This window comes from Photorhabdus stackebrandtii (genome assembly GCF_011189495.1).
In the GTDB taxonomy this organism is placed as follows: Bacteria; Pseudomonadota; Gammaproteobacteria; order Enterobacterales; family Enterobacteriaceae; genus Photorhabdus; species Photorhabdus khanii.
Genome location: NZ_PUJV01000088.1, coordinates 1 through 2,499 on the forward strand (window position 1 = coordinate 1; position 2,499 = coordinate 2,499).

The 2,499-nt window shown below is 45.4% G+C and carries 3 protein-coding genes; all 3 read right to left on the reverse strand.

Going from position 1 to position 2,499, the window contains the following annotated elements:
• Positions 1–342 (reverse strand): hypothetical protein (locus tag C5470_RS21575; protein WP_207627078.1); only part of this gene is annotated, 342 nt, incomplete at its 3' end.
• On the reverse strand, positions 339–1,295 hold the full coding sequence (locus C5470_RS21580; RefSeq protein WP_166291828.1) for a hypothetical protein: 957 nt from the start codon (positions 1,293–1,295) through the stop codon (positions 339–341). The genes C5470_RS21575 and C5470_RS21580, both read right to left, overlap by 4 nt.
• A partial coding sequence (locus C5470_RS21585) for a hypothetical protein (protein ID WP_166291830.1) occupies positions 1,292–2,499 on the reverse strand: 1,208 nt, incomplete at its 5' end. The genes C5470_RS21580 and C5470_RS21585, both read right to left, overlap by 4 nt.

Genomic DNA, 2,499 nt, shown 5'->3' on the forward strand with positions numbered 1-2,499 from the left:
GTCATCTATTTTCTTTTTCAGCGCCGGGTCTTTGGTCGCTTTGAGCCTTTCGACATAGAAACCGATGGTCAATGGGTAGATATTGGAGGCGTTGTAGCTCTGTTGCCACAGATGCAGGATAGAGTACGCTTCCGCGATATCCCGCTGGCGGCCCACCGGGTCATGCAGAATAACAATCCGCGCCTGTTCGTGCAGGTGCAGATAACCGTTGATTGCCTTGATAATCACGTCGGCATCCATCTCATAGCTTTCCTGCGTGGTCAGCGCACCAATCCTGGCGGTCGCTAAATCCAGTTCATTGATGTCTTTTTCAATGATGGCCTTGATGTCGGCAAACTTCATTCGGAAAGATCTTCATCAGGAGGACCTAAGCGATCCAATTCTGCCAAAATCAACGGAATTTGTGCGTCTAAATCCGCGGGTCTTTTATCTTTGCTCCACCAGATAAGCGGTCCACGGCGTTTATAATCCACCTTACTGACAGCTTCTTTGCCGTTTAATAAGAATTTCACCATAAAGGCGACTGCCAGCGCCTTATCATTGCCACTGCTTAAGAAAGCAAAGGAATAACTACTGACGTTAGGGATAAAACCACGCCCGATAAGTTGATTGTTCTCGTCCAGGCCGTAGACTTTGAGGAACAGAATATTAGTTTTTTCTACCATACCGATTTGTGGATAACGGGCAGCATAGGCTTTGCCTTTATACCAGGTGTAAAAAATCTGCCGTTCGCGATCGATAATTAATGGTGCCTGACGGCGTGAAAAAAATATAGCCCATACGAAAGGGGGAATAATCAGCAGATAGAGTAGTAAGAAACCTATATCAATTTTCAAATAATAGTCACTATATTCATAATAATTATAACGGTAATGCAGGTATTTTCTCAGTGATAGATCTTTATCATCACCAATATAGTTCATTCCGTTCAAATAATCAGGAAGGTCATCGCGTAGATAAAATTTTTCTCCATACTCCTTTTTAGCTACATCAACCCAATGATAAATTTCTGATTCATTACTCTGTCGTTCTTTTATGAAGTCATTTACTGTCAATAGCATGCTGGTAATTATCCCCAATGTAACTGGAATCAGGGTAATACTCCGGGCACGGCGTTGGGTATTGCGAATATGACATTCCTTATTATCAAGGTAGTCCAATATTTCCACATGCTTAATGGTTTCTTCATTCTTAATATCCTGTGGTGCGGCCAGAAGTTCTTTTTCCCAGCGTGCCAGCCGTTTAGCTGGTAGTGGATGAATAGTAGGAAACCATTTTTTGAGTCGTTGCTTCATAATATGCGCTCCCCGTCAAGACTGCCCTTAATGGTATTTTCTGCTGTGGGTTTTTCTTCCTGGAGATAGCGCAAAGGGGCGATGACATTTGTCGATTGTTCATAGTACCAGTACAGTTCGCTACTGCGGGGATAAACGCCCATTGTTTCTGAGATGACTACTTCCAGCGTTGCCGTATCGCCATTCAGGGTCAATTTAGCCTGCTCCTTAGCTTTCCTGAATTTGGCATTGCGAAAAGCATCAGGGGTATATTTGCGGCGGTTAATCTCAACATAATCGATTTTTCCTTCCCAGTAGTATGGAGCTTTGGATGGAGTTACAAAGATCCCGCGAATATCTGAGAGACCCATCTGAAAAGCAGGCAGGGTAAAACAATAGGTCGTGACACCAAACCCCTGATGTATTTTCAGTTGTGGCTGAATAAACAGATTTAAAAACTCTTGGTTTTCGATAACAAAATGATTTCGCGTATTATTATCCATTTCTCTGGCTGTTTTAAATTGTAGTAAAATGGTTGGTCTTGCTTTTTCTGTATCCCAAAAATCATATTTTTTTCCTGCCCCCCAAAAACAGTTATTCAGCACTTTTTCCAAATCTGACCAGGCGCTGCTGGCCTGCACAATGCTGCCACCAATAAGCAAGCTAGCCCCGGCTATAATCGCTGTTAGTACGCCCCCAGTCAGGAAGGTACCTGCGGCAGCCCCGATCCAGACCGCTGTGGTCAGAATAATGGAACCTGTTCCTATCGCTACCTGACTATAACCTTCGACTTTATTACCCGCTCTGAAAGCGTTACTCGCATCATAGAAGGAGACCAGCGCCCCTAAATAACCTGCCACGCTACCGGCAACCCGGGAGAACTGACTGACCATAGCTGTATTGACAGCAGGCACTTTTATGCCGTTCATCAGCGCCTTGACTATCGGGGAGTTTACCTTACTCGCTAGCGTCGAACCGAGGGAGGCCAAATCGGCACTCATACCAATCACCGCGGTGCTAAAGCGCAGCAGGCTCATATAGGACGGTCCGGGCTGTAACGGGTTGTTGCGGGCATATTCTGTCTGCGTGAGCACGTCTGCCAGGGTAAAGGCATTCAGAAACAGGCTGGTGCCGGTCAGTGAGGAGTCAAACAGTAAACCAATGGACGGTTTACCGGCACCGTCTAAGGTAAAAAGCTGAACCGGCGAGTCTGCAAGGGTCTTAA